Origin of the sequence: Pseudomonas sp. NPDC087346, assembly GCF_044744235.1 — a bacterium.
Lineage (GTDB): Bacteria > Pseudomonadota > Gammaproteobacteria > Pseudomonadales > Pseudomonadaceae > Aquipseudomonas.
Map to the genome: position 1 here is coordinate 1 of NZ_JBIUXX010000026.1, position 26,818 is coordinate 26,818.

Annotated in this window: 18 protein-coding genes; 6 read left to right on the forward strand and 12 right to left on the reverse strand. The window is 59.1% G+C overall.

Features of this window, described 5'->3' with window-relative positions; translation table 11 throughout:
- The 8 genes from ACIOZM_RS16680 to mtnA all read right to left on the reverse strand — a co-directional run.
- Window positions 1-398, reverse strand: a 398-nt coding sequence (locus ACIOZM_RS16680) for a S1 RNA-binding domain-containing protein (RefSeq protein WP_401215825.1), incomplete at its 3' end; no start/stop codon positions are given.
- A 119-nt stretch (window positions 399-517) separates the two neighbouring features.
- Entirely contained in the window at window positions 518-1,198 is a 681-nt protein-coding gene (cmk, locus tag ACIOZM_RS16685; protein ID WP_401215959.1) for a (d)CMP kinase, read from the reverse strand.
- A 5-nt stretch (window positions 1,199-1,203) separates the two neighbouring features.
- Entirely contained in the window at window positions 1,204-3,411 is a 2,208-nt protein-coding gene (locus tag ACIOZM_RS16690; protein ID WP_401215961.1) for a bifunctional prephenate dehydrogenase/3-phosphoshikimate 1-carboxyvinyltransferase, read from the reverse strand.
- Window positions 3,412-3,439: 28 nt separating this feature from the next.
- Window positions 3,440-4,552: a histidinol-phosphate transaminase gene (gene hisC / locus ACIOZM_RS16695; protein ID WP_401215827.1), complete on the reverse strand. Its 1,113-nt coding sequence runs from the start codon at window positions 4,550-4,552 to the stop codon at window positions 3,440-3,442.
- Between the two features lie 13 nt (window positions 4,553-4,565).
- A complete protein-coding gene (pheA, locus tag ACIOZM_RS16700) occupies window positions 4,566-5,660 on the reverse strand; it encodes a prephenate dehydratase (protein ID WP_028620536.1) in 1,095 nt (364 codons plus the stop codon).
- On the reverse strand, window positions 5,660-6,745 hold the full coding sequence (gene serC, locus ACIOZM_RS16705; RefSeq protein WP_401215829.1) for a 3-phosphoserine/phosphohydroxythreonine transaminase: 1,086 nt from the start codon (window positions 6,743-6,745) through the stop codon (window positions 5,660-5,662). Before serC ends, pheA begins: the two co-directional genes overlap by 1 nt.
- Before the next feature lie 134 nt (window positions 6,746-6,879).
- Window positions 6,880-9,654 carry a DNA gyrase subunit A gene (gene gyrA, locus ACIOZM_RS16710; RefSeq protein ID WP_401215831.1) on the reverse strand — a complete coding sequence of 925 codons (2,775 nt, stop codon included), beginning with the start codon at window positions 9,652-9,654 and terminating at the stop codon, window positions 6,880-6,882.
- A gap of 413 nt (window positions 9,655-10,067) precedes the next feature.
- Entirely contained in the window at window positions 10,068-11,144 is a 1,077-nt protein-coding gene (mtnA, locus tag ACIOZM_RS16715; RefSeq protein WP_401215833.1) for an S-methyl-5-thioribose-1-phosphate isomerase, read from the reverse strand.
- Between the two features lie 108 nt (window positions 11,145-11,252).
- On the opposite strand from mtnA, the gene ACIOZM_RS16720 reads away from it, so the two are divergent.
- The 5 genes from ACIOZM_RS16720 (at window position 11,253) to ACIOZM_RS16740 (ending at window position 16,154) form a co-directional block, all read left to right on the forward strand.
- Window positions 11,253-12,587 carry a TRZ/ATZ family hydrolase gene (locus ACIOZM_RS16720; RefSeq protein WP_401215834.1) on the forward strand — a complete coding sequence of 445 codons (1,335 nt, stop codon included), beginning with the start codon at window positions 11,253-11,255 and terminating at the stop codon, window positions 12,585-12,587.
- A gap of 56 nt (window positions 12,588-12,643) precedes the next feature.
- Complete coding sequence (ubiG, locus tag ACIOZM_RS16725; RefSeq protein ID WP_401215836.1) at window positions 12,644-13,342, forward strand: bifunctional 2-polyprenyl-6-hydroxyphenol methylase/3-demethylubiquinol 3-O-methyltransferase UbiG; 699 nt, start codon at window positions 12,644-12,646, stop codon at window positions 13,340-13,342.
- Window positions 13,343-13,346: 4 nt separating this feature from the next.
- Window positions 13,347-14,018 (forward strand): N-acetylmuramic acid 6-phosphate phosphatase MupP, encoded by a 672-nt coding sequence (gene mupP / locus ACIOZM_RS16730; RefSeq protein WP_401215838.1) that lies wholly within the window; start codon window positions 13,347-13,349, stop codon window positions 14,016-14,018.
- Between the two features lie 107 nt (window positions 14,019-14,125).
- Complete coding sequence (locus ACIOZM_RS16735; protein ID WP_401215840.1) at window positions 14,126-14,866, forward strand: YciK family oxidoreductase; 741 nt, start codon at window positions 14,126-14,128, stop codon at window positions 14,864-14,866.
- Between the two features lie 361 nt (window positions 14,867-15,227).
- Window positions 15,228-16,154 (forward strand): GGDEF domain-containing protein, encoded by a 927-nt coding sequence (locus tag ACIOZM_RS16740; RefSeq protein ID WP_401215842.1) that lies wholly within the window; start codon window positions 15,228-15,230, stop codon window positions 16,152-16,154.
- A 140-nt stretch (window positions 16,155-16,294) separates the two neighbouring features.
- Here the strand turns inward: ACIOZM_RS16740 and ACIOZM_RS16745 are convergent, their stop codons facing one another.
- Entirely contained in the window at window positions 16,295-17,056 is a 762-nt protein-coding gene (locus ACIOZM_RS16745; RefSeq protein ID WP_401215843.1) for a TenA family transcriptional regulator, read from the reverse strand.
- Window positions 17,057-17,135: 79 nt separating this feature from the next.
- Complete coding sequence (locus tag ACIOZM_RS16750) at window positions 17,136-19,595, reverse strand: EAL domain-containing protein (RefSeq protein ID WP_401215845.1); 2,460 nt, start codon at window positions 19,593-19,595, stop codon at window positions 17,136-17,138.
- Between the two features lie 230 nt (window positions 19,596-19,825).
- On the opposite strand from ACIOZM_RS16750, the gene ACIOZM_RS16755 reads away from it, so the two are divergent.
- Window positions 19,826-24,394: a hypothetical protein gene (locus tag ACIOZM_RS16755; RefSeq protein WP_401215847.1), complete on the forward strand. Its 4,569-nt coding sequence runs from the start codon at window positions 19,826-19,828 to the stop codon at window positions 24,392-24,394.
- On the opposite strand, the gene ACIOZM_RS16760 is transcribed toward ACIOZM_RS16755, so the two are convergent.
- Window positions 24,395-26,212: an ABC transporter ATP-binding protein gene (locus ACIOZM_RS16760; RefSeq protein WP_401215848.1), complete on the reverse strand. Its 1,818-nt coding sequence runs from the start codon at window positions 26,210-26,212 to the stop codon at window positions 24,395-24,397.
- Complete coding sequence (locus ACIOZM_RS16765) at window positions 26,205-26,807, reverse strand: DsbA family protein (protein ID WP_401215963.1); 603 nt, start codon at window positions 26,805-26,807, stop codon at window positions 26,205-26,207. The genes ACIOZM_RS16760 and ACIOZM_RS16765 overlap by 8 nt, the downstream gene beginning before the upstream one ends.
- Window positions 26,808-26,818 lie beyond the last annotated feature (11 nt).

Consider the following 26,818-nt stretch of genomic DNA (forward strand, 5'->3'; position numbering starts at 1 on the left):
AATAAAACACCAAACCCGATAACAACCACAGACAAGACTACATAAAACTTAACGTACAAAAATCCAAAGACCACTTCCTCAGCTGCGAATGCTGCTTCCAGAACGATCCAGCACTCAGCGCGCTTGGCTTTTTCACGGGACAGCTTGGTTTCACCGAAACCGTCTTCAACCGAGTCCAGAGCAACGTGAACTTCGTCACCGACATTGATAGTCAGATCGCCAGCGTCGTTGTAGAACTGCTCAAGCGGGATGAGTGCTTCAGACTTCAGGCCAGCGTGAACGGTTACCCAGCGAGCCTGGTAATCGATATCAACGATAACACCGGTGATGATGGAGCCTGCCTGAAGGTTCAGGGTTTTTAGGCTTTCTTCAAAGAGTTCCGCAAAGCTTTCGCTCATTTTAATTCCTGTAAATGAGGGCGAAGGATACGCCCATCTCCACACCCCAGACGGTGTGGGTTAGTTTCATATGAAAGAAGCACCGCAGAACTATGACTGGTCCCCTGCGGCCCTCTTGGTCACCCGGCGATATCGCGAATGGCGATCTCGCTCATGATGCGTTCCAGCACCTGATCGATGGACAATTCCGTGGAATCCAGCTGTATGGCGTCAGCCGCCGGTTTGAGCGGGGCTACCGCTCGCTGGGTGTCACGCTCATCGCGCGCACGTATCTCATCTAGCAGACTCGACAGACTAACACCCTCGACTTTGCCCTTCAACTGCAAATATCGACGGCGCGCTCGCTCTTCGGCACTGGCGGTGAGGAAAATCTTCAGCGGAGCACCGGGGAAAACTACCGTACCCATGTCGCGACCATCAGCGACAAGGCCCGGCGCCTCCTGGAAATCGCGCTGGCGCATCAGCAGCGCCTCGCGTACCGCCGGCAGTGCAGCCACTTGCGAAGCGCCGGAGCCGACGCTTTCAGTGCGGATGACATCGCTGACTTCATCACCTTCCAGAATGATGCGCTGCAGCTGACCGTCGGTCGCTGCAATGAACTGCACATCCAGATGAGCGGCGAGTTTTTTCAGCAGCTCTTCATTGGTCAGGTCGACACCATGATTGTGCGCAGCAAACGCCAGCAAACGGTAAAGCGCACCGGAATCCAGCAGATTCCAGCCCAGACGCTTGGCCAGAATCCCGGCTACCGTGCCTTTGCCCGAACCGCTTGGCCCATCGATGGTGATGACCGGTGCCATGTTGTTCACGACTGAGCCTCTTGTGCCACACGAATTCCGACCTGCGCACACAGCGCGAGGAAGTTCGGGAACGACGTCGCGACGTTGGCGCAATCATGGATGCGGATCGGTGCAGAAGCGCGCAACGAAGCAACGCTGAATGCCATTGCGATACGGTGATCGCCATGACCATGCACTTCACCGCCGCCGATCTGGCCGCCGTCGATGATGATGCCGTCCGGGGTCGGTTCGCACTTGACGCCCAGCGCCAGCAAACCGTCCGCCATCACCTGAATGCGATCCGATTCCTTGACCCGCAGCTCTTCGGCGCCGGTCAGAACGGTGCGCCCTTCGGCACAGGCCGCAGCCACGAACAGCACCGGAAACTCGTCGATAGCCAGCGGAACCAGCTCTTCAGGGATCTCGATACCTTTGAGTTTAGCTGCTCGCACGCGCAGGTCAGCCACTGGTTCGCCGCCGACTTCACGCTGGTTTTCCAGAGTGATGTCAGCGCCCATCAGGCGCAGGATGTCGATCACGCCAGTACGGGTCGGGTTGATGCCGACGTGTTCCAGCACCAGCTCGGAACCTTCGGCAATCGACGCCGCTACCAGGAAGAACGCCGACGACGAGATGTCGCCCGGTACTTCAATGTGCGTTGCCGTCAGCTTGCCGCCGGACTCGACCGAAGCCGTGGCGCCATTGACGCTGACTGGATAACCGAAGCCGCGCAGCATGCGCTCGGTGTGGTCACGGGTCGGAGCCGGCTCGGTAACGGTGGTCTTGCCTTCAGCGTACAGACCAGCGAGCAACAGGCAGGATTTCACCTGAGCACTGGCCATCGGCATGGTGTAAGTCAGGCCTTTGAGCTTGTGACCGCCACGGATAGTCATCGGTGGACGACCTTCGGCTGCGGTTTCGATCACTGCGCCCATTTCGCGCAGCGGGTTAGCCACACGATTCATCGGACGCTTGGACAACGAAGCATCGCCAGTCAAAGTGCTATCGAAGTTCTGCGCGGCCAGCAGGCCGGAAAGCAGACGCATCGAAGTACCGGAGTTGCCCAGATAGATCGGGCCCGGCGCCGGTTTCAGACCGTGCAGGCCGACACCGTGGATGGTCACGCGACCGTGATGCGGGCCTTCAATGACCACGCCCATGTCACGGAACGCCTGCAAGGTTGCCAGGGCGTCTTCGCCCTCAAGGAAACCTTCGACTTCAGTCACGCCATCGGCCAGCGAGCCGAGCATGATCGAGCGGTGGGAAATCGATTTGTCACCCGGTACGCGAATCCGACCGGACAGGCGGCCACCAGGTTGAGCCAGGAAAATCAGATCGTTGGAATTCATAGCGTCCACATAGGCCCTGCGGGCCAGGATTTTACTGAAATGCTCGCGGGCAACCCGGGCGCGAGTGAAAACGCCCAACAATTGGTGCCCATCCCCTGCATCGACCGCGTCGCGCAAGGCGTCGAGGTCACTGCGAAATGTATCGAGTGTGCGCAGAACAGCCTCGCGATTGGCGAGGAAGATATCGTGCCACATGACCGGGTCGCTTCCGGCGATTCTTGTGAAATCGCGGAAACCGCCCGCAGCGTACCGGAAGATCTCAAGGTTTTCATTGCGCTTGGCTAACGAATCGACCAGACCGAACGCCAGCAGGTGCGGCAAATGACTGGTCGCGGCCAGCACTTCGTCATGACGCTCGACCTGCATGTGCTCGACGTCGGCGCCCAGCTCACGCCACAAACGGTCAACCACCGCTAGCGCGGCCGGATCGGTTTGCTCAAGCGGCGTCAGAATCACCTTGTGACGACGGAACAGCTCGGAGTTGGAAGCTTCCACCCCGCTCTGCTCGGAACCGGCAATCGGGTGACCCGGCACGAAACGCGCCGGCATGCCACCGAACGCCTGAGTCGCCGCCCGCACCACATTGCCTTTGGCACTGCCGACGTCAGTCAGAATCGCCTGACCCAGATCCATGCCGGCCAAACGGGCGAGCACTTTTTCCATGGCCAGAATCGGTACCGCCAGCTGAATCACATCGGCGCCCTCACAGGCCGCCTGCAGATCATCTTCGCAGCGATCAACCACACCCAACTCGACCGCCAGCTTGCGCGATTGCGGATCGAGGTCGACCCCGACCACTTCGCGGCACACGCCACTTTCACGCAGGCCTTTGGCAAACGAACCACCGATCAACCCCAGACCGACCACCACCAGGCGACCGATCATAGGTGCAGCAGGTTGCAGCGCAGTGACATCAACCACGAGCCAGAACCTTACGCAACGCTTCGAGGAAGCGGCTGTTTTCAACCGACAAACCGATGGTGATACGCAGGTGGTTCGGCATGCCGTAATTGGCTACCGGACGCACGATCACACCCTCGCGCAGCAAGCCCTGAAACACCGGAGCAGCCACTTGGCCGAGGTCGACGCAGATGAAGTTGCCCTTGGACTCGATCCAGCTCAGCCCCAGCTCGCGGAAACCCGCTTGCAGTTGCTGCATACCGGCTTCGTTCAAGCGGCGGCTTTCCGCCAGATATTCTTCGTCTTTCAGCGCTGCACAAGCTGCCGCCAGCGCAAGACTGTTGACGTTGAATGGCTGACGAACGCGGTTGAGCACATCGGCGACCACCGGGGTCGACAGCGCGTAACCGACACGCAACGCTGCCAGACCGTAGGCCTTGGAGAAGGTGCGCGAAACCAGCAGATTCGGATAAGCCGCGAGAAAGTCCAGGCCGTCCGGTAGATCGCTGCCTTCGGCGTACTCGATGTAGGCCTCGTCCAGCACCACCAAAACATGTTCCGGCACGTCTTGCAGGAACTCGTCCAGCGCTTCGGCGCCCAACCAGGTACCGGTCGGGTTGTTCGGGTTAGCGATGAACACCACGCGGGTGTTCGCGTCGATTGCCGCGAGCATGGCAGGCAGGTCATGCCCCCAATCCTTGGCCGGAACCACTTTGGCTTGCGCGCCGACCGCTTGAGTTGCAATCGGATACACCGCAAACGCGTGCTCACTGAACACAGCGTTCAGGCCCGGCGCCAGATAGGCGCGCGCGACCAGCTCAAGAATATCGTTGGAGCCATTGCCCAGAGTGACCTGGTTCAGCTCGACGCGGCATTGCTCGGCCAACAGGGACTTCAGCGCAAAGCCGTTGCCGTCTGGATAACGCGTCAGTTCAGTCAGCTCTTCGCGGATCGCTGCCAGCGCTTTAGGGCTGGCGCCCAACGGATTTTCGTTGCTTGCCAGCTTAACGATCTTTGCCGGATCAAGATCCAGCTCACGCGCCAGTTCGTCCACAGGCTTGCCCGGAACGTACGGCGAAAGTTGTTGCACGCCCGGCTGTGCCAGAGCGAGGAAATTGCCACTCATTTACTACCGCCCCTTACAGAACTGCTTTCGGGTAGGAACCCAGCACTTTGAGTGCTACTGCTTCCTGACTGATCTTTTCCAGCACACCTTTGATCAACGGATCGCGGTGGTGGCCGACGAAGTCGATAAAGAACACGTAGGTCCATTTACCGCTGCGCGAAGGGCGAGTCTCGATACGGGTCAGGTCGATCCCGTTGTCATGGAACGGCACCAGCAACTCATGGAGTGCACCGGGCTTGTTGCTCATGGACACGATGATCGAAGTCTTGTCGTCGCCGGTCGGCGGCACTTCCTGACTACCGATCATCAGGAAACGCGTCGAGTTGTCCGGACGATCTTCGATTTTCTCGGCCAGACGCGTCAGACCATACAGGCCTGCCGCCATGTCGCCGGCAATCGCCGCCGAATTCCACTCACCCTTGACCCGCTTGGCCGCTTCGGCGTTGCTTGAAACCGCGACGCGCTCGACATTCGGGTAATGCGCGTCCAGCCACTTGCGGCACTGCGCCAGTGACTGGGCGTGGGAGTAGATACGACTGATGCTGTCGGTTTTGGTGTTTTCACCGACCAACAGGTGATGGTGAATCCGCAACTCGACTTCACCACAGATCACCATGTCGTGTTCGAGGAAGCTGTCGAGGGTGTGGTTGACCGCGCCTTCGGTGGAGTTTTCCACCGGCACCACGCCAAAATTCACCGCACCGGCCGCCACTTCACGGAACACTTCGTCGATCGCCGCCATTGGCTTGCTGATCACCGCGTGACCGAAATGCTTCATCGCCGCAGCCTGAGTGAACGTACCTTCAGGGCCGAGATAAGCGACTTTCAGCGGCTGCTCGAGCGCCAGGCACGAGGACATGATTTCGCGGAACAACCGCGCCATCTCTTCGTTGCCCAGCGGCCCCTGATTGCGCTCCATCACACGCTTGAGCACCTGAGCTTCACGCTCAGGGCGATAGAACACCGGCACTTCGCCTTCGGCCAGCGAGGCCATCTTGACTCGCGCTACTTCCTGGGCGCAACGCGCACGCTCACTGATCAGCTCCAGGACCTTGGTGTCCAGAGCGTCAATACGAACGCGCAGTGCCTTGAGTTCTTGCTCGGACATTAGCCGTGTTCCTTCTCGAACTCTGCCATGTACGCCACCAGCGCGTTAACGGCGTTGATGTCGACGGCGTTATAGATAGAGGCGCGCATGCCGCCCACAGAACGGTGGCCCTTGAGGTTGAGCAAGCCGCGCTCGTCGGCGCCGACCAGGAACGGCTTGTCCAGACGATCATCAGCCAGACGGAACGGCACGTTCATCCACGAGCGATCCGACTTGTTGATCGGGTTGCTGTAGAGGCCGCTGGCGTCGATGAAGTCGTACAGCGTGCGCTGCTTGGCGTCATTGAGCCTGGCAATACCTTCGACGCCGCCCTGCTCTTTCAGCCACTGGAACACCAGACCGGACAAGTACCAGGCCAGCGTCGGCGGCGTGTTGTACATCGAGCCGTTATCGGCCGCGACCTTGTAGTCGAGCATGGTCGGGCACAGCGAACGCGCTTTGCCCAGCAAGTCTTCGCGGATGATGTTGACGACGATGCCGCTCGGACCGATGTTCTTCTGCGCGCCGGCGTAAATCATGCCGAAACGCGAGATATCGACCGGACGCGAGAGAATGTCGGAAGACATGTCAGCAACCAGCGGTACATCGCCGGTTTCCGGAATCCACTGGAATTCCAGACCACCAATGGTTTCGTTCGGCGCGTAGTGAACGTAGGCCGCGTCTTTCGACAGCTTCCACTCGTTCTGGCCGGGAATGGCGAAGTAGTCGTAAGGCTTGGCGGTCGCAGCCACATTGACGTGACCGTAGCGCGAAGCTTCTTCGATGGCTTTCTGCGACCAGATACCGGTGTCGATATAGTCGGCACTGCCGCCTTCAGGCAGCAGGTTCAGCGGGATCTGCGCGAACTGCTGGCTGGCGCCACCTTGCAGAAACAGCACTTTATAGTTCGAAGGGATATTCAGCAGGTCACGCAGATCCTGCTCGGCCTGGTTGGCAATGGACACGAACTCATCGCTGCGATGGCTCATTTCCATGACCGACAGCCCCTTGCCGTGCCAATCAAGGAGTTCACCCTGAGCGCGCTGCAGGACAGCTTCAGGAAGCGCCGCAGGACCGGCGCAGAAGTTATAGGCTCGCTTGCTCACATCCAATCTCGCTCTGATTTGGTGGTATCACATATCAGTCGGCGCTGATTTTATGTGGATCTTCATGGGCGCCGAAATTTCATACCGGACAAATAACAAGGGGGCGAATTTTCATCCGCCCCCTTGTTGTCCGCTTATTCTTGCGGTTCTTCGTCTGCTGCGGCGTCGAGTTGCTGGTCTTCAACAGCATCGTCGATCACGACAGTGCCTTCGAATTCTTCGCCCTCTTCACCTTCAAGCTCTTCGCCTTCGATTTCCGAAGGCTCCTGAACCCGCTCCAGCCCGACCAGGGTTTCATCCTTGGCCAGCTTGATCAGCGTCACACCTTGGGTGTTACGGCCCAGGCTCGACACTTCGTCGACACGGGTACGCACCAATGTGCCCTGATCGGAGATCAGCATGATCTCTTCACCGTCCTGCACCTGAACCGCGCCGACCAGACGGCCGTTACGCTCGTTGCTGACCATGGCGATAACGCCCTGACCGCCACGCTTGTATTCAGGGAACTCGGTGATCGCCGTGCGCTTGCCGTAGCCGCGCGCGGAAGCAGTGAGAATTTCGCTGCCTTCTTCTGGAATCAGCATGGAGATCAGCTTCTGCCCTTCTGGCAGGCGCATGCCACGCACACCGCGAGCGGTACGGCCCATGGCGCGAACTTCGGATTCCTTGAAGCGCGTTACTTTGCCGCCGTCGGAGAACAGCATGATTTCCTGCTCGCCATCGGTGACAGCAGCGGAGATCAGGATGTCGCCTTCGTCCAGCTCCAGCGCGATCAGACCGACGCTGCGCTGACGGCTGAAAGCTACCAGCGGCGTCTTCTTCACGGTGCCGTTGGCGGTCGACATGAAGATGAACGGGGCTTTTTTGCGATCTGCAGCCTTGATACGGGCACGACGTTCTTCGTCGGTCTCGTTGCTGTTTTCGATTTCTTCTACATCAGCCTCAACGCCTTCAGCCTCTTCCTCCTCAGCCTGACGCTTCATGGCTTCGAGATCGACCGGCAACATGGTGGTGATGTATTCACCCTCGCTCAGCGGCAAGAGGTTGACCAGCGGACGACCACGGGCAGCGCGGGACGCTTCCGGAATCTCGTAGGTCTTGAGCCAGTACACCTTGCCTTTGCTGGAGAACAGCAGCAGCGTGGTGTGGCTATTGGCAACCAGCAGGTGAGCGATGTAGTCCTCATCCTTGACGCCGGTAGCCGATTTGCCTTTACCGCCACGACGCTGAGCCTGGTACGCAGCCAGCGGCTGGGTCTTGGCGTAGCCACCGTGGGAGATGGTCACGACGCGCTCTTCTTCCGGGATCATGTCACCCAGGGTCAGGTCGAGGCGTGCATCGAGAATTTCGGTGCGGCGCACGTCGCCGTATTCGGCGCGGATCACTTCCAGCTCTTCGCGGATCACTTCCATCAGGCGCACGGCGCTGTTGAGGATGCGGATCAGCTCGCCGATCTGGTTGAGGATCTCTTGATACTCGGCCAGCAGCTTTTCGTGTTCCAGACCGGTCAGACGGTGCAGACGCAGTTCCAGAATGGCTTGCGCCTGTTCTGGCGACAGGAAGTACTTGCCTTCGCGCAGACCGTATTGCTCGTCCAAAGTCTCTGGGCGGCAAGAGTCCGCACCGGCACGCTCAACCATTGCGACCACGGCGGAAGATTCCCACGCAGTCTTGATCAGCGCTTCCTTGGCTTCCGACGGCGTCGGCGAAGCCTTGATCAGGGCGATGACCGGGTCGATGTTCGACAGGGCAACGGCCTGACCTTCCAGGATGTGGCCACGTTCGCGGGCTTTGCGCAGTTCGAACACGGTACGACGAGTAACCACTTCGCGACGGTGACGAACGAAGGCTTCCAGCAGATCCTTGAGGTTCAGGATGCGCGGACGGCCATCGATCAGGGCCACGATGTTGATACCGAATACGGCTTGCAGCTGGGTCTGGGCGTAGAGGTTGTTGAGGATCACCTCAGGCACTTCGCCGCGACGCAGCTCGATCACGACGCGCATACCGTCCTTGTCGGACTCGTCGCGCAGTTCGGTGATGCCTTCCAGCTTCTTCTCTTTTACCAGCTCGGCGATCTTTTCGATCAGACGCGCCTTGTTCAACTGGTAAGGCAGTTCGGTGATGACGATCTGCTGACGACCACCGACCTTGTCGATGTCTTCAATAGTCGAGCGAGCGCGCATGTAAATGCGGCCGCGACCGGTGCGGTAGGCTTCGATGATGCCGGCGCGACCGTTGATGATCGCGGCGGTCGGGAAGTCCGGACCCGGAATGTATTGCATCAGCTCGTCGACAGTCAGCTCGGGATTGTCGATGAGCGCCAGGCAACCGTCGATGACTTCACCGAGGTTGTGCGGCGGAATGTTGGTCGCCATGCCCACGGCGATACCGCTGGAACCGTTGACCAGCAGGTTCGGGATGCGCGTTGGCATCACCGCCGGGATCATCTCGGTGCCGTCGTAGTTCGGCACCCAGTCCACGGTTTCCTTGTGCAGGTCGGCCAGCAGTTCGTGCGCCAGCTTGGTCATGCGCACTTCGGTGTATCGCATGGCCGCAGCGTTGTCGCCGTCGACCGAACCGAAGTTGCCCTGACCGTCGACCAGCAGGTAGCGCAGGGAGAAAGGCTGGGCCATGCGGACGATGGTGTCGTACACCGCCGTATCACCGTGCGGGTGATACTTACCGATCACGTCGCCGACAACACGGGCAGATTTCTTGTACGGCTTGTTGAAGTCGTTGCCCAGCTCGCTCATCGCGAACAGTACGCGACGGTGCACGGGCTTGAGGCCATCGCGCGCATCCGGCAGTGCACGGCCGACGATCACGCTCATCGCGTAGTCGAGGTAGGACTGCTTCAGCTCGTCTTCGATATTGACCGGGAGGATTTCTTTGGCCAGTTCGCCCATGAGAAGCCTGATTCCTTTTTCTGGTGAAACTTCGCCATATCCATAGGGGAGCAACGAAGCTCGTCGGGGCAGGCTCGATGCCTGGCTCCGACTTACGACAAATCAACGAGTTTGATCCCGGATTTGCGCAGTAAAGACAACCCCGCGGGGCTGCCTCGGAAAACGCCGGATGTTATCACAAGAGCCGCCACGCACCTATCCCCCAGATGCGCATGGAGCATAGTAAGTTGACCGGTGACAGGCTTAACGGGGACGAGAGAAGCTCAGAGCTTGTTGGAATGCAGAATTCAGGACTGAATTACGGATGTTTATTGACGTTTAGGGCCTTATCGCTAGCAGGCTAGCTCCCACAGGGTTTGTGATCGACACTGATTCTGTGGGAGCCAGCCTGCTGGCGATGGCGTTCCAGCCAATCAATGCAGGCGTTTGCGGCACATTAACTGGGCCATCTTCGCGGTATCCGGGCGCTCGACGATGCCCTTTTCAGTGACGATCGCGTCGATCAGATCCGCCGGCGTCACGTCGAACACCGGGTTGAACGCCTCTACATCAGCCCCGACACGCTTGCCGCCGACCTCCAGCAACTCTTTGCCGTCGCGTTCTTCGATTGGAATGTCGTCGCCGCTGGCCAGATGCATGTCGATGGTTGAACTCGGTGCCACCACCATGAAGCGCACGCCGTGGTGCATGGCGTTGACCGCCAGTTGATAGGTGCCGATCTTGTTCGCCACGTCACCGTTGGCCGTGATGCGGTCGGCGCCGACAATCACCCAGGTCACGCCTTTGGTTTTCATGATGTGCGCAGCGGCCGAATCAGCGTTCAGCGTCACCGGAATGCCTTCGTTGGCCAGTTCCCACGCAGTCAGACGCGAACCCTGCAGCCACGGCCGGGTTTCATCGGCATAAACACGCTCGACCATGCCCTCAAGGAACGCCGCACGAATCACCCCCAGCGCCGTACCAAAACCGCCGGTAGCCAGTGCGCCAGTATTGCAGTGAGTGAGAATCGCCTGTGCATTGCCCTGATGCTTGCGGATCAGATCGACGCCGAGCTGCGCCATGGTCAGGTTGGCTTCGCGATCACTTTCGTGAATCGCGATGGCTTCCGCCTCCAGCGCTGCCAGCGGATCAGCGTTGTCTTTCAGACGATCCAGCCGATCATGCATGCGCCCCAGCGCCCAGAACAGATTGACCGCCGTTGGACGCGAATCAGCCAACAAGGCGAAATCCTCTTCCAGCGCCGCATACCAATCGCCACCTTCAGCCAGTCGGGCACGCAACGCGAGGACGATGCCGTAGGCCGCGCTGATGCCAATGGCCGGTGCACCGCGCACCACCATCGAGCGAATCGCTTCAGCCACACCGGCAGCGCTGGTGTAGGCGATCCAGGTTTCCTCGAACGGCAAAATGCGCTGATCCAGCAGGTAAAGCGCGCCGTCACGCCAATCGATGGCCTTAACTTTCTCCGCAGCCAACAGTCGATCGCGCATCCCAAACCCCGCACTCATGAACAAAAGCCGCCGATTATAGCGATCCCCCCGCGAAGACGCTCGGGTATACTTCGCCATCCTTTACAAAAGCACTGGAACCGACCCTCGATGCCGAAACCTGCCATTGCGCTCGACTTATTATTGCTGCCGACCTGGCTGGTACCCGTCGAACCCGCAGGCGTTGTGCTCAAGGAGCATGGCCTGGGCATCCGTGACGGTCGCATCGTGTTTATCGGCCCGCGCGCCGAAGCGCTCAAGTGTAACGCCACTGAAATCCGCGAATTGCCGGATGTTTTGCTCGCCCCGGGCCTGATCAACGCACACGGCCACGCGGCGATGACGCTGTTCCGTGGCCTGGCAGACGATCTGCCGCTGATGACCTGGCTGGAAAATCACATCTGGCCGGCCGAGGCCAAATGGGTCGATGAAGACTTTGTGCGTGACGGCACCGATCTGGCCATTGCCGAGCAGATCAAGGGTGGCATCAGCTGTTTCTCTGACATGTATTTCTTCCCCAAGGTTGCCAGCGAACGCGTGCACAACAGCGGTATCCGGGCGCAGATCGCGATTCCGATCCTCGATTTCCCGATCCCGGGCGCCAGCAACGCCGATGAAGCCATTCGTCAGGGCGTCGAGCTGTTCGGCGACTTGAAGCATCACGAACGGATCAAGATCACCTTCGGCCCTCATGCACCCTACACCGTGGGCGACGAGAATCTGGAAAAAATCCGCGTGATTGCCGAAGAGCTCGACGCGTCGATCCACATGCACGTCCATGAAACCGCCTTCGAAGTCCAGCAATCGCTGGAGCAACGCGGCGAGCGACCACTCGCCCGCCTCGGCCGTCTAGGCCTGCTGGGGCCGCGCTTCCAGGCGGTACACATGACCCAGATCAGCGATGACGACCTGGTGTTGCTGGTAGAAAGCAACACCACCGTGATCCATTGCCCGGAATCGAACCTGAAGCTGGCCAGCGGTTTTTGCCCGGTCGAGCGTTTGTGGCAGGCTGGCGTCAATGTTGCAGTCGGCACTGATGGCGCGGCGAGCAACAATGATCTCGATCTGCTCGGCGAAACCCGCACTGCCGCCCTGCTGGCCAAAGCGGTCGCTGGTTCGGCCACCGCCCTCGACGCCCACCGCGCCTTGCGCATGGCCACGCTTAACGGCGCTAGAGCACTGGGGATCGAAGCGCAGACTGGCTCGCTGGAGATCGGTAAAGCGGCGGACATCGTCGCCTTCGATCTTTCCGGGCTGGCGCAGCAACCGGTGTATGACCCGGTTTCGCAGCTTATATATGCCACCGGCCGTGATTGCGTGAAGCACCTGTGGGTCGCCGGCAAACAGTTGCTCGACGACCGGCAACTGACACGTATGGATGAACAACAGTTGGCCGCCACCGCCCGTGCCTGGGGCCAGCGCATCAGCGGCCACACCGAATCGTAAACCTCCCGCAGCACACTGCGGGACTACAGCATTTTTCAAGTTTTGAGGAAATGAACATGAGCAACGTCGACCACGCCGAAATCGCCAAATTCGAAGCCCTCGCGCATCGCTGGTGGGACCGCGAAAGCGAGTTCAAGCCGCTGCACGACATCAACCCGCTGCGGGTCAACTGGATTGACGAACGCGTCAATCTGGCCGGCAAGAAAGTTCTCGACGTCGGTTGCGGCGGCGGCATCCTCAGCGAAGCCATGGCCCAGCGCGGTGCCACCGTCATGGGCATCGACATGGGCGAAGCACCACTCGCCGTTGCGCAATTGCATCAGCTGGAATCCGGTGTGAGCGTCGAATACCGGCAGATCACCTCCGAAGACCTGGCCGAAGAGATGCCCGAGCAGTTCGACGTCGTCACCTGCCTGGAAATGCTTGAGCACGTGCCCGATCCTTCGTCGGTGATCCGCGCCTGCTTCCGCATGGTCAAGCCCGGCGGCCAAGTATTCTTCTCGACCATCAACCGCAATCCGAAGGCGTACCTGTTCGCCATCATCGGCGCTGAATACATCATGAAGCTGTTGCCACGCGGCACCCACGACTTCAAGAAATTCATCCGCCCGTCCGAGCTGGGCGCCTGGAGCCGCATGGCCGGCCTGACCGTCAAGGACATCATCGGTTTGACCTACAACCCACTGACCAAGCACTACAAGCTGGCCTCGGACGTTGACGTCAACTACATGATCCAGACCCTGCGCGAGGAGTAAGCCGATGGCCATCAGAGCAGTCCTTTTCGACATGGACGGCACCCTGCTCGACACCGCGCCAGACTTCATCGCCATCTGCCAGGCGATGCGCGCGGATCGTGGTTTGCCGCCGATCAACGATAAGCACATCCGTGACGAGATTTCCGGCGGCGCCAAGGCCATGGTCGCGGTGACGTTTTCGATGGACCCGGAATCGCCGGGTTTCGAAGAGTTGCGTCTGGAGTTCCTCGAGCGTTATCTGGTCGGTTGCGCGGTACACAGCAAACTGTTCGACGGCATGGGCGAATTGCTGGCCGATATCGAAAAAGCCAATCTGATCTGGGGCGTGGTCACCAACAAGCCGCTGCGCTTTGCCGAGCCGATCATGCAGCAGTTGGGGCTGGCTGAGCGTTCGGCACTGCTGATCTGCCCGGATCACGTGAAGAACAGCAAACCGGACCCGGAGCCGCTGATCCTTGCGTGCAAGATGCTTGATCTGGATCCATCGACCGTTCTGTTTGTGGGCGATGATCTGCGCGATATCGAGTCCGGACGTGATGCCGGCACCAAGACCTGCGCCGTGACCTTTGGCTACATCCATCCGGACGACAACCCACGGCATTGGGGTGCGGACGTGGTGGTTGATCACCCGTCCGAGTTGCGCAAGGTGCTCGATAGCGCGCTCTGCAGTTGCTGATCAACGTCAAAAGATCGCAGCCTGCGGCAGCTCCTACGGGTTGTAATGATCTGTAGGAGCTGCCGAAGGCTGCGATCTTTTAGCTATTAATGGATTGTGAGGTTTTTATGTTTGATTACTCCGCTCGCCCCGAATTGCTCAAGGATCGGGTCATTCTGGTCACCGGTGCCGGTCGTGGCATCGGCGCGGCTGCCGCGAAGACCTACGCGGCCCACGGCGCCACCGTGCTGCTGCTGGGCAAGACCGAAGCCAATCTGAGTCAGGTCTACGACGAAATCGAAGCCGCCGGCCACCCGCAGCCAGCAGTGATTCCGTTCAATCTGGAGACCGCCCTGCCCCATCAATACGATGAGCTGGCAGCGATGATCGAAACCGAATTCGGCCACCTCGACGGACTGCTGCACAACGCCTCGATCATTGGTCCACGGACGCCGATCGAACAGCTGTCTGGCGAAAACTTCATGCGCGTCATGCAGATCAACGTCAACGCGATGTTCATGCTGACCAGCACCCTGCTGCCGCTGCTCAAGCTCTCGCAGGACGCTTCGGTGGTGTTCACCTCCAGCAGCGTAGGCCGTAAGGGTCGTGCTTACTGGGGCGCTTATGGCGTGTCGAAGTTTGCCACCGAAGGCCTGATGCAAACCCTGGCCGACGAAGTCGATACCGTCGCGCCAGTTCGCTCCAACAGCATCAACCCGGGCGCCACCCGCACCAGCATGCGCGCCCAGGCTTACCCGGGCGAAAACCCGCTGAACAACCCGACACCGGAAGAAATCATGCCGGTCTACCTGTACCTGATGGGCCCGGACAGCACCGGCATCAACGGTCAGGCATTCAACGCGCAGTAATGCCATACGTCGCTTTTGTTGCCGTGGCGGTTTCCCGTCGCGGCAATCAATTGCCGCACAAAACCAGCACAGCCTAGTCAAATAACCAGCGCGCATTGAAGCCATCAATCAGCAATTGATTGATTTATAACGACTTTAATAAACTTGAAACAAATGGCACGACTTTCGCTCTAAATTTCTTCACAGCATGCCGCGTGATGGCAATGGGGCGACGCCTGAATCGATAGCTTACTAATCGACATCAGGCAGACTAGACTTACGCCAAACGTCCTACGGGACTGATGGATCAGTACGACGCGCAGCCCATAGCCGCTCTCACCCAGCCTGTAAGACAGACTTAGTGCTTAGGGGCTCACGCCACATGAAATCACCCTCCCAGACCAATGCAATTGACTTCGACAGTGCCAAATTGCAACGCCTGGGCTTTGGTCAACAACCTCCGCTTCTGGAGCGTCCGACCAGTCTTGCGCAATTGCGCCAGCAACTGAGCCTGCAACTGCAAACCAGCCTTGAGCCACAACGAATTCTCGGTCTGTTTTTCCGCGAAGTTCAGCGCCTCGTGCCGCTTGATGCCTTGAGCTACGAGCATCAGGGCAGCGACCTGCGTCTGGAGTTCGGTGCGCGCGGTCATCACTCGGTCAGCTATAGCCTGAGCCACGAAGGTGAGCACATGGGCGTGGTGATCTTCCGTCGCAATCAACGGTTCAGCGATCTGGAGCAAGGCAACCTCGAATCGCTGCTCTCGGCATTGCTGTACCCGATGCGCAATGCCCTGCTCTATCGTGCTGCCACACAAAGCGCGCTGCGTGACCCCCTGACCGGGACCGGCAACCGCATTGCCATGGAGCAAACGCTGCAACGCGAGATCGAGATGTCGCGCCGGCATTTGCAGCCGCTGTCAGTGTTGATGCTGGATATCGACCACTTCAAACGGGTCAACGACAGTCACGGCCATAGCGCCGGAGACATCGTGCTGAAAGCCGTTGCTGCATCGATCAAGGGCCAGTTGCGCAATGTCGATATGGTGTTCCGCTATGGCGGAGAAGAGTTTCTGATCTTGCTGTCGAACACTGGTCGCGAGGCTGCGGCGATGGTCGGTGAGCGCTTGCGCCATGCCGCGCAAGCCGCTGAATACAACGCCAATGGCCAGTTGATCGAACTTACGGTGAGCCTCGGTTGTTCGAACCTGCTGCCGGGCGAGTCTGCCGACAGTCTGCTGCGTCGCGCCGATAACGCGCTGTACGTGGCCAAGCGCGAAGGCCGTAATCGCCTGGCAATGGCGGGCTAGGCTTTCAGCCACAACACAAAACAACAGTGGGAGTGAGCCTGCTCGCGATAGCGGATTGTCAGTCAACATCATCGTTGAATGTCAGACCCTCATCGCGAGCAGGCTCACTCCCACATTTTTTTGCGCAGTGTTATCTAAAATCAGCTCTCGACCAACGCCCGCCGCTCTCGCCCGTGAAGCGCCCGCTCGGCCGTCTCCAGTTGCATGCAGCGCTCCAGGAACAGGTACATGTAGTCGTAGCTCTTGCACACGGCCTGACGCAGTTCTGCCTGCAATGCCTTGGTCGGGTTCATTCCGGCCAGCGTGCAGATGATCTCCAGTGCTTCCCACGGATGGGCATCGTCATACTGGGCGTGCATCTTCAGCCACTTCATCGCACGCTTGCGATCCTCTTCCGGGAACGCCGCTGCATAGACGCCCGTGGAGCAGACCAGCGCCGACCACTCGCCGGTCGCGCCCTCAATTGCATAGTTGGTGGCGGCAATGGCGACGATCAGTGAATCCGCCGAACTGGTGTGCCAGCACCAGTGGCTCAGCGCATGCAACTCGGGGGGCACTTGCTGCTCCTGAAGATCTTCCAGGCTCACGCCGTGGGCACGGCTCCAGTTCAGCCAGTAATCGGCATGATTGAGTTCAACGCGGATATTGCGCATCAGCCAGCGCCGCGCCATGTCTTCACCCGGATGACGGGCAAATTTGGTCTTGGTCAGGTTTTGCGCCATGTACAGCGCGAACTGTTCAACGACCGGCCAGCCGCCGATCAAGTATTGACGCATGGTCTTGGCGCTGAGTTTGTTATCACGCATGCGCAGATAGAGTTCATGTTCGACAACCCGGCGTTTGCTCTCGCTGCAATCCTGAATGAGCTGTTGTGCCCAGGCGGGGTAACTTGCAGCTTCCATGAGTGGTCCGGTTCGGTTGAATGTGTCGATCACTGTTCGGCTCCTTTTGATTTGTGATTGTAAGGATCGGCGAAAGACTTCAACGGAACGTGCCAGGCGCTTTGAATAACAACGGCTGCGGTCTGGCGGGCCGACTTTGCAAACTGTCGCAGGTAAACAATTGCGGGCGTTCTATGACATAACCCTGAGCGTAATCCACCCCGATTTCAAGCAATGCCTGCTCGATCTGGGCCGTTTCAACAAACTCGGCAATGGTCTGCTTACCCATGACATGCCCGATGTGATTGATCACTTCGACCATAGCGCGGTTAATCGGGTCGTCCAGCATATCCTTTACGAAACTCCCGTCGATCTTCAGGAAGTCTACAGGCAAATGTTTCAGATAAGCGAACGAAGACATACCGGCGCAAAAGTCATCCAGTGAGAAGTAACAACCTAAGCCTTTGAGTTCGTTAATAAATCGAATTGCACTTCCCAGATTCGCAATAGCACTGGTTTCGGTGATTTCAAAACAAATCATTTCAGGCGGTATAGCGTAGTTAACAAACTGTTCACGCAGGAAGTGCAAGAACGCGTCATCTCCGATAGTAATGCCTGAAAGATTAATCGCACACATTGCCAAAGGGCCTTCGCGCTCTTCGTTTATACATTGGGCAATTACTTTAAAAACATTCTCGACTACCCAGCGATCCAGTTGACTCATCAGGCCATAACGCTCTGCCGCCGGAATGAAACTGTCGGGCAGAATCATGCGTCCGGCTTCATCATGCAGGCGCAAGAGGATTTCGATGTGGCCGCCGCCCCCTGGAGCAGCGCCCAGCGGAGCGATTTCCTGGGCGTACAGACAGAAGCGGTTTTCTTCCAGCGCCATGTGCAGGCGCTGAACCCAGGCCATTTCGCCGAAGCGCAGGGACAATTCCGAATCGTCGGCGTGGTAGACCTGCACCCGGTTGCGACCCTTTTCCTTGGCCATGTAGCAGGCCATATCAGCGGCGCGCAGCGAAGCTTCGAGGGTGGTCGGGGTCTGCGCGATGTGCACCAGACCGATACTCACGGTGGTCAGGAACGGCCTGCCCTTCCAGACGAAGTGCAGGTTCTGCACGGTTTGCCGCAAAATTTCGGCAATCTTTTCCGCCGCCTCTGGTGCACAGTTCTCCAGCAGAATGCCGAACTCGTCACCACCGAGCCGCGCCAGGGTGTCGCCTTCGCGCAGACCGGACTGCAACAGCGCGCAGATGTGCCGCAACAGCTCGTCACCGGCAGCATGGCCGCAGGTGTCATTGACCAGTTTGAACTGGTCGAGATCAAGGAACATCAACGCATGGCGCCCGACCTGGCGCGTGAGATTGTGCAGCGCCTGCTCCAGGCGATATTCGAACTCGCGACGGTTGGCCAGCCCGGTCAGCGCATCATGGGTCGCCTGCCAGGAAAGGTTGGCGATGTATTGCCGCTCCTGAGTCATATCATGCAGCACCAGTACGGTGCCGCTGACCTTGTCGGCATGGCGGATCGGCGCGCCCACCAGATTGACTGACACGGTACTGCCATCCAGTCGTTGAATCAGTTTGGAATGCTCGCTGCCGCCACTGAGCCCGCCGCTGAGAATGTGTTCGATCAGGGTCAGTCCCTCGGCCTGAGCATTGTCATCCAGCAGGTTGAACAGCGCCGCCAGTGGCAGACCGGCAGCCTGTTCGGCTTTCCAATGGGTCATCGCTTCGGCGGCAGGGTTCATGTATTCGATTGCACCACTGACGTCGGTGGTGATCACACCGTCGCCAATCGACTGCAAAGTGATGTGCGCGCGATCTTTCTCCAGTTGCAGCGCCTCGGCAAAGGCGTGGCGTTGTTTAAGCAGTTTATGGGTGCGCAACAGCGCCAGCAGAATCAGCCCCGCCGCTGTCGCCAGGTTAGTGAACAGCAACAGTCGCAGAATCATCCGTGAGCCTTCGCCCAAGGCATCGCTGAATGCCTTGGCCGCCGGGGTCACGCCGTCGTTGATGGCAAAGATCTGTTCCTTCCAGCGGTGGATATCGGCCGGGGTCGCGGCATTCTCGCTGATGCCCTGGTGCATCTCGCGGGCGACATTGTCCAGTTCGACCAGATAGGCATCGCCCACCGTCCAGCGGTCGATGGCGGTTTCCAGATAACTGAAATGACGGAAATTGAGGTACAGCCAGATCAGGCTCGAAACATCGTCCGGGTGGTTGCCACCCTTGAGAATGCCTTCGCGTGCTGCTTGCAGATCCGGCGGTTGATGGTCGAGTGCCAGGCGCAATTGATGTCCGCCCTGCGGCACCGCAATCGCGTCCTTGTATTTGAGGAAAATTGCCTCGTCACGGCTGTCGGCATACAGATTGAGGTAGTAGATGGCGTCTTTCTGGCCCTTGGACCAGAGGCTCTCGCCAGCGACGTAACCGCGTACGGCCGACAGGACGTAAAGACTCACGCCCCCCAGTAACGCCTGAAATAACACAACGGCAATAAATGGCCAGACGATGCCCAACAACCGTGGCGTTCCGAGAGTCCTTTTTTGCTTCATGAGGTCCTTTGCGCACGCATTGCATCATCAAGAGGAGACCGCTAAAGCTAGCCTAGGGGGCGATCCCCCTTACGGCAAGCCAGGACACTGCAACCCGCGATACATATGTACCGCACCGAGAGCACTTGATGCTTCGACACTGACAGCTTCCAATCAATGCGGAGCTGTTTCTCATGCAATCACCGATATCCCCGCTGCAACGCCAGAATGCCCAACAGACAGAGTCGCGCATGATATTGACTGCCTTGCGCGCAGTGCAAAAAGCCGACACCGCGCTGGACAGCTATTACCTGCCGCCCCAGCCACATTCGCGCCTCGGCGTGGCGCACGATCAGGCGCAAACTCTGCTTCAGGCCCTGTTCGACGATGTTGGCGAGCCACATTTGACCGCACACCTGCAAGCATCCAAAGGGTTGCTGATGCAAGTAGACGCAGTGTCTGACCAATGCAGTTTCACCTTCGCATACCACGATGAGCGCGTAGCCACGCACATCATCAAGGACGTTACAAAAGCATCCGCCAAGGTTCGAGAGTTTCAGCGCGCGTTGCTCAGTATAGGCACACACCTGCGTTCCGACAGGCTGCTGACGCTGTCGCAACTATTGAGTGCGTCTGGCTTCACACTACCGCCTAAAACGAATGCCGGCGCACTGACCGAGCTGATTGACGAAGTCGAGGAACGCCGCGCCCGTCACCGACTGAAGCTGCAACAAGGCGCGTCCTACGCTGCCTTGATGACCGACGACGACAAAGCCCTCGTTCACGACGTTCTCGGCGATTGGCTCACAGGAAAAACCCTGACAGCGATAGACAGCCTTGCCAGCGAGGTGAGCCCACCGTTGACCCCCAAGCAGTTGCAAAGCCAGCCTGTTGCATGCCTGGAGCGTCTGCTCGACACCCCGATGGCTCGAGATCTGGGCCAACTCCTGCTGGAAAAAATCGATTGGTACGGTGCCAGACCGGGCGAACAAACCCTCCCCGACATCGCCGCGCAATTACTGCTCGAAGCGTTGTGTGTCTGGTATGACCTGCCGCGCCTTGACAGTTCCACCCAAGTGGCCGGTTTTACACTGGAGCAACAGGCCAACTACGGAAAAAGCTACGCCACCATTCGCCGGGACTTTCTACAACACCTTGAGGACTCGAATCGAACCTCGACGCCAATCGAAACCGCTTTGCTGGGAAGTGTGTGCCTTGCGCTATTTCCCGCTGAGTTTCAGGTGCGTGACATTCCCGAGGATCTGCCGTACGCCTCTTCGACTGTCTGGGTTAATTTCGTGCATGGCGCCCACCTCGCCCATGCTCTCGATCCAGAGCAGTTGCACTATCTGACCTTCCAACAACTGATCGACTTGCCTCTGAAAAAATCCGTAAACGCCAGTGTCGATTTGCAGGCCCTGATTGCCGTGACCCGCGCCCCAGCCGCGCTGACCTGGGCATTGGCGACCGGGGCGCTGGCGCCAACGGACGAACCGCAAACCGGGCGCCGAGCCATGCAAGCACTGGAAGATCACGAATCTCAGTTGAACAAGGCGATCTTGCATCTGGATGTCGCACCGCCACAACGGCTGTCATTGGCAAAACAGCAATTGGCACGGGTGCTGGCCAATGACCTCTACGACCAGACGAAGATTCATCTGAAACGCCATCATCATTTACCGGCCAATCGCTCCCGACGCAGCATCATCGGTACCCCGGATGTGGCGCTGACCATTTGGCCGCTATTGGAAGTCTATGCATCCGGAGGACTGGAGCCAGATACCCGGTGGTACGTCAGCAGCGACGGCAGGAGCGCCAGCGAATGGATCAGCTTGACCAAGGACCGGGAGCTGATCTCCGGATTTGTCGAAAACAAGGGCTCCGGTCGCCTGCTATCGCGTTTTCCACGCAATCGCACTTTGCCGGATATCAAGAAGTTGTTCGACCAGCAGTTCAACGATTACCTGGCCCGGGCCAGAAACGCCTATGAATATCTGATCAAGTGCCAACTGGTCACACTGCCATGGGCAGATCGCCAGGCCCTGGAACATGGCGAGGTGAAAGTTCTCAGTCTCAGGGATGAGACACGCCACATCCCGGTTCACCTTGAAACTGCCGACAATATGATGCCGCACAGGGCTCGCATGGGATTCGTGCTGCAAGTCACCTATCACGGTCCGCCACAATTCTACGAGTGCCTGCCGCGCGCCGGCAAAATACGCAAGCGACCGGATCTGACGGTCTCGCATATAGGCGGTTTGCTGCTGCAGCCACTCCCGCCAAAACGCGGAAGAACCCGAGGCCAGAGCATTACCCGTATCGCCTCACGCCACCTGCCGTTCGACCGGGAGGCACACAAGACCGGTTCTATCCCCAAACCCGGCGCCAGGTGTCGCGCAATCCTTGAGCCTTTGGGCTCTGCCTTCTTGCCCTCTGCGATCCCGCCAGCCCATCATGACAGCACGCCGAACCTGACCTTGACCTCGGCGCGAACCGGGCAAATCGCCGCTTTCGTGGCCGCTCAACTGTTTTACGTCGATGAACAGGCACTGCGCCGCGAAGCGTGGGGAGAAACGCGCTTCGAACGCGACAGCAGCAAAAAACACTGGGCTCACGCACTCAAGGCATTTATCCCGTTCTGGGGCAGCTTCGAGGATCTGCAATCCACCGATCCTGGTAAACGTGCGCTGGGTGTAGTCGGCTTATTGCTCGATATCGTTTCTTTCGCCATTCCTCTGGGCAAGTTCGTCGCCGGCAGCATTCGTCTGATCGGCGTGTCCGGAAAAATAGCCATTCGTGCAGCACTACCGCGCATGGCGCAATTGTCGAAAACCCTGCTGGTCTCCAGCCTGCGCAACTTCAACCCGCTGGACGCTGCGCCTGCGCTACTCAAGCTTGGAGGTCGTGGTTTGCGAGGGGCAGTGCGTGCTGCGGCGCATCTTGAAAACCGTTCTCTGATGCGTCTGAAAAGGCTGGCGGGCAGAGCCGGTGAATATGATTTGCTGCACAGCCTCCCGCAGTCGCTTGGCGCCGGACGCTGGAAGCCACTGACCCACGCCGATCAGCTTGCGGTAGTCAAAGGTATCGATGATGTTCCAGTACGTAATGTCTCAGACCGTGGTGTAAGTTTTCATCTGCTCGATCCGTTGACCGATCGACCGTACGGCCCTCGTCTGACGGAGCTTGATCACGGTTTTTCACCAGGGCGCTCTCACTACAGCGGCATAAAAAAAGCCGATGATCAGATCATCATCGAACTTCCGGAAAAGACTCGGGTGCAACACCTGCCCGAAGCTGATGGGCGCACCACGGTAATGATCGACGACGCGCCCTATCGACTCGACGGCGATGAATTACGCCGAACCGATCTGCTCGATGACAGTCGTCACTGGACATTACTGCCATGTCGCATTCGCCGGGCGCCGGGGGGCGCACGCGACTGCCGCGTCAGCTATATCACCGACGAACCCGCGCCGACCCCGGCCCTCGGTTCGATCGACAAGGAGAAGGGCTACGCCCCGTGGTTCGGCGAACGGGTCTCGGAACCGGCCAGTCTTGCTCGTCAGGATGGAACGTTCCTCGCGGTCGACGCCAATCTTTACCGAATCATCGATAACCGGCCGGTCTTATGCACCGGCAACCTCACCCGCTTCGGCTTTCGCGGCGGCAGGCTGGTGCCCAGGCAACAGCTTCAGGCCACGCTGCAGTTTCGAAAAGGTATCTATGCGCGCATCAAGACGGGTGGAACATACGACGGGATCAACGATTCACATCAGGTCGGCGCGGTGCTGGTGCCGGCGATTGATGACACCGCCTCCCATGTGTTCTTCAGGATCAACAGCAATGAATACTATCTGGCGACGCTGCGCCAAGGGCAGATTCCCGGCAATCAACTGACATTCAATCGACTGTCGCTGGCGGAACTGGCGGATGGCACGCTGGGCGCAGAATTATTGACGGTGTATACCGGCTCGCTGAACGCCAACAACATTGTGCGCATTCACGGCCTCGAATCGGTACAGCGTGCCATGCACACCATGGAGCAGATCGCCATTCCCATTGGCACCAACTCCCGGCCTGCGAACAATATGAAATGGTTAAAGATCGACACCAGTCCGGGTGAGGCGCTGATGTTCGATCACTCGACCCGGATGATTGTCACCCGCCTGCCCGAAGGCGCCGCCACCTGGGCGCGAAGCAAGGAAGCACCGGAAGCCTTTCGGCAGAAAACTGCAGAAATTTTCGACACGCTGTTTTTGTCGCCAACGATTCAACCAGCCAATGCCAACGCGGCGCTACGCATCGATGGCACCATGCAAAAATTGCAAAACCTGTTGCCGATGCGCGAGCGGCCGGTCAATGCCCGGAACATTGCTTTCGCCGAAGTCACCACTATCGGCGGTCAACGAGAGATCTATGTCAGCGTTTCCGGCGCTCAGGGCAGCACGTTGCACTTGCCGCTGTTCCGGCACATGGGCGCCCATCATGTGCGTGTCGGCCAGACCACCTACATCAACGTTGATTACAACCAGGCCCTCCCGAGAACGTCGCTGGAGGTGACACCACAAGGACAATTACTGGCCGTGCCGCTGACCATCAAGGATCTGAAAACCTATCAACCGGCACAGACTATCCGGCCGACTTCGCTCGACAGCGAAAGCAAACTGATCCGCATGATCCGCGACAAGTATCCCGACCCCACGCAGATACGCTCGGTCGACATTGCCACCACCATGCGTCCGTGCGAGTCATGTTCGGTGGTGATGAAACAGTTCGGCCATGAAGGTGGGGAAAACGCGCTGCAAGTGCTGTGGGGCTGATTACATCCGCTGCAAATGGCCGTAGAGCTTGGCGTACAGTCCGCCATCGGCAATCAGTTGCTGGTGATCGCCGTCCTCGGCCACTTGCCCGCCGTCGAACACCAGCACCCGATCCGCCTGCTTCACCGCAGACAGACGATGGGCAATGATCAACGTGGTGCGGCCACTGAGGAACCGCGCCATGGCCTGATGCAAGTTGTATTCGGTGGCGGCGTCGAGGGCCGAAGTGGCCTCGTCGAGAATCACCACTTTCGGTTCGGCGAGGATCATCCGCGCAATCGCCAGCCGTTGCCGCTGGCCGCCGGACAGGCGCACGCCGGAGCGCCCGACGATGCTGTCCAGTCCATCGGGCAAGGCGCGAATGGTCGCTTCCATCTGGGCGATTTGCAGCGCCTGCCAGCAGTCTTCGTCGCTGCGCATCCGGCCCATGGTCAGGTTGGCCCGTACCGTGTCGTTGAACAGCGCCGGATGCTGCAGCACCACCGCGACGTTTTCACGCACAGTCTCCAGGCCGATTTCCTGCTGGGTCGAACCACCAAAACGGATGGTCCCGGCCGATGGCGTGTACAAGCCCAGCAACAGTTGCACCAGAGTGCTTTTGCCGCCGCCACTGGCACCGACAATCGCAACCTTTTCACCGGGGGCGATCGACAGGTTCATCTGGTCCAGCACCAGTTCATCACCGTAGCCAAAACTCAGGCCCTGCACTTCGATGCCTACAGTGTCGCGCCCCTTGAACGGATCGACGCCGCCCGGGTATTGCGGCTCATCGGCGCGCGCCAGCAGTTCGTTGATTCGCGTCAGCGCCCCGCCCGCCGCGTAGTAGGCGTATTGCAGGTTCAGCAGTTGTTCGACCGGGCCGATCATGAACCACAGGTAACTGAACACCGCGAGCATCTGCCCGATCGACAGATCGGAGAACAGCACGGTGAGCATCGCTGCCGCACGGAAGATGTCGATGCCGAACTGGAACAGCAAGCCGCTGGCGCGGTTCGAAGCGTCGGTTTTCCACTGCGAATTGACTGCGTAATTACGCACTTCCTGCGCCCGCAGACCGAGCCGTCCGAGGAAGAAGCCCTGACGATTGCCCGCGCGCACTTCCTGGATCGCATCGAGGGTTTCGCTCAATGCCTGAGTGAAGCGCGCAGTGCTGTCGTTCTCCAGCTTCTTCAGGTGTTTGACCCGTTTGCCCAACTGCACCGTGGCGTAGATCACCAACGGGTTGAACAGCAGAATCAGCAGCGCCAGTTTCCAGTGCATCCACATCAGAATGCTAGCGGTGCCGACCAGCGTCAGCATCGCCACCAGGAAACGGCTGAGGGTTTCGCCGACAAACTTGTCGAGAGTGTCCAGATCGGTGACCAGATGCGTGGTCACCGTGCCACTGCCGAGGCTTTCGTATTCGGCGAGGGAAATTCGCTTCAAGCGTTCGATCAGGCGCACGCGAATGCGATAGACGATGTCCTTGGCCAGACGCGCAAACAGCCGCGCCTGCAATACGCCAAAGCACAACGCGCAGCAACGCAGGGTCAGGGTAACGACCAGCATCAGACCGATATAACCCGCCGCCTGCTGCCACATACTCGGCAGCACCTGGTTCATCACTTTCAGCGCTGAATCGCCGTGACCGAGCAGAACTTCGTCGACCAGCAATGGCAGCAGCAACGGAATCGGCACGCTGCACAGCGTCGCCAGTACGGCCACGCCGTTGGCGATCCACAGGGATTTTTTATGATGCAGTGCCAGTCGCCGGACTTCTGCCCAGCTCAGCCGGTCGACACGCTTTACGGCTGGCGTGTCATCGGCCAGGTCAGGCACAGGCTGCGCGCTCCAGCCAGCGGCCAAGCAGCGGTGAGAGTTCGCTGAGCGGTTGATAGCCGTTGGTCAGCAACGCCAGTTGTCCATCGCGCTCGGCGAGCAAGGTCGGGAAACCGGCAATGCCCAGATCCTGCACCCAACTGAAATCAGCCTGGGTCGCTTTGTGTTGATCGGCATGGTCGAACAAAGCGGCAAATTCGATACGCGGCACGCCGGCCTGCTCGGCCAGCTCTACCAACACGCTGGCCTGGGTGACGTCGCGGCCTTCAGCGTAAAACGCCTGCTGGATCAGCCCGACCAGTTTCCACGCGCAATCCGGCGCAAGACTGCGCGCGGTGACGATGGCGCGACAGGCAGGTTCGGTGTCGTAGACAAAACCGTCAGGCAACGCGCCCTCAAGCTTGAACGGCTGGCCGGTGGCCTCGGTGACCGCTTGCCAGTGTTCGAGAATGTAGCGTCGAGTGGTCGGTTCGAGTGCCGCACCGCTGCCGGTGCGCAGTCCGCCGACCACCAGATGCAACTCGACACCCGCCGCCTGAGCCTGCTCGACCAGAGCCTTGGCTACCGGAGCGAACCCCCAGCACCAGGAACACATCGGGTCCATCA

Bases quoted from the DNA above. Each gene is read 5' to 3' on its own strand.
- ACIOZM_RS16740 (WP_401215842.1), top strand. From the start codon at position 15,228: ATGAAATCACCCTCCCAGACCAATGCAATTGACTTCGACAGTGCCAAA.
- ACIOZM_RS16745 (WP_401215843.1), bottom strand. From the start codon at position 17,056: ATGGAAGCTGCAAGTTACCCCGCCTGGGCACAACAGCTCATTCAGGAT.
- pheA (WP_028620536.1), bottom strand. From the start codon at position 5,660: ATGTCCGAGCAAGAACTCAAGGCACTGCGCGTTCGTATTGACGCTCTG.
- cmk (WP_401215959.1), bottom strand. From the start codon at position 1,198: ATGGCACCGGTCATCACCATCGATGGGCCAAGCGGTTCGGGCAAAGGC.
- ubiG (WP_401215836.1), top strand. From the start codon at position 12,644: ATGAGCAACGTCGACCACGCCGAAATCGCCAAATTCGAAGCCCTCGCG.
- ACIOZM_RS16690 (WP_401215961.1), bottom strand. From the start codon at position 3,411: ATGATCGGTCGCCTGGTGGTGGTCGGTCTGGGGTTGATCGGTGGTTCG.
- ACIOZM_RS16765 (WP_401215963.1), bottom strand. From the start codon at position 26,807: ATGTGTTCCTGGTGCTGGGGGTTCGCTCCGGTAGCCAAGGCTCTGGTC.
- ACIOZM_RS16750 (WP_401215845.1), bottom strand. From the start codon at position 19,595: ATGAAGCAAAAAAGGACTCTCGGAACGCCACGGTTGTTGGGCATCGTC.
- mupP (WP_401215838.1), top strand. From the start codon at position 13,347: ATGGCCATCAGAGCAGTCCTTTTCGACATGGACGGCACCCTGCTCGAC.
- ACIOZM_RS16755 (WP_401215847.1), top strand. From the start codon at position 19,826: ATGATATTGACTGCCTTGCGCGCAGTGCAAAAAGCCGACACCGCGCTG.
- mtnA (WP_401215833.1), bottom strand. From the start codon at position 11,144: ATGCGCGATCGACTGTTGGCTGCGGAGAAAGTTAAGGCCATCGATTGG.
- hisC (WP_401215827.1), bottom strand. From the start codon at position 4,552: ATGAGTGGCAATTTCCTCGCTCTGGCACAGCCGGGCGTGCAACAACTT.
- ACIOZM_RS16735 (WP_401215840.1), top strand. From the start codon at position 14,126: ATGTTTGATTACTCCGCTCGCCCCGAATTGCTCAAGGATCGGGTCATT.
- ACIOZM_RS16720 (WP_401215834.1), top strand. From the start codon at position 11,253: ATGCCGAAACCTGCCATTGCGCTCGACTTATTATTGCTGCCGACCTGG.
- gyrA (WP_401215831.1), bottom strand. From the start codon at position 9,654: ATGGGCGAACTGGCCAAAGAAATCCTCCCGGTCAATATCGAAGACGAG.